General features: G+C 47.6%; 1 protein-coding gene. It reads left to right on the forward strand.

Annotated features, from left to right (window positions below; translation table 11 throughout):
• Positions 1 to 1,127, forward strand: a 1,127-nt coding sequence (locus QM406_RS10020) for an Ig-like domain-containing protein (RefSeq protein ID WP_414274122.1), incomplete at both ends; no start/stop codon positions are given.

The raw sequence follows: 1,127 nt of genomic DNA on the forward strand, positions 1-1,127 counted from the left end.
AGCAGTAGAAGACGCTAACCCAACAGCAACTAAGGTTGAAGTAGGAAACGATGGATCAGCAACTGTAACGTTCCCAGATGGAACAACAGCAACCCTAACAGGCGATAAGACTGTTAAGGAAGCAGATGATAAGACAGCACCAGATGCCCCAGTTGTGAACCCAGTTAAGGCTGGTGACACAGCAGTAACCGGTACAGCCGAAGCAGGTTCAACAGTTGAAGTAACCCTTCCAGATGGCACTAAAGCCTCAGCAACAGCTGACCAAGATGGCAACTTCAGCGTTCCAGTCAGCGGTTTGGAAGAAGGTCAAACAGTCTCTGTTACAGCGAAAGACGCTTCAAACAATACATCAACTCCAACTACAGCAACTGTAGCGAAAGCTGATGATAAGACAGTACCAGATGCCCCAGTTGTGAACCCAGTTAAAGCAGGTGACACAGCAGTAACCGGTACAGCCGAAGCAGGTTCAACAGTTGAAGTAACCCTTCCAGATGGCACTAAAGCCTCAGCAACAGCTGATCAAGATGGCAACTTTAGTGTTCCAGTTAGCGGTTTGGAAGAAGGTAAAACAGTATCTGTAACAGCGACATATGACGCAGGTAACACATCAGATGCGACAACTGCAACTGTAGCGAAAGCCGATGATAAGACAGCACCAGCAGCACCAGTTGTGAACCCAGTTAAAGCAGGTGATACTGCTGTAACAGGTACAGCCGAAGCAGGTTCAACAGTAGAAGTCACTCTTCCAAACGGAACCAAAGCAACAGCAACAGCTGACCAAGATGGTAACTTCAGTGTTCCAGTTAGCGGTTTGGAAGAAGGTAAAACAGTATCTGTAACAGCGACAGATGACGCAGGTAACACATCAGATGCGACAACAGCAACCGTAGCGAAAGCCGATGATAAGACAGCTCCAGCAGCCCCAGTTGTGAACCCAGTTAAAGCAGGTGATACTGCTGTAACAGGTACAGCCGAAGCAGGTTCAACAGTAGAAGTAACCCTTCCAAACGGAACCAAAGCAACAGCAACAGCTGACCAAGATGGTAACTTCAGTGTTCCAGTTAGCGGTTTGGAAGAAGGTAAAACAGTATCTGTAACAGCGACAGATGACGCAGGTAACACATCAG

This window comes from Streptococcus infantis (assembly GCF_047465035.1).
GTDB lineage: Bacteria > Bacillota > Bacilli > Lactobacillales > Streptococcaceae > Streptococcus > Streptococcus infantis_T.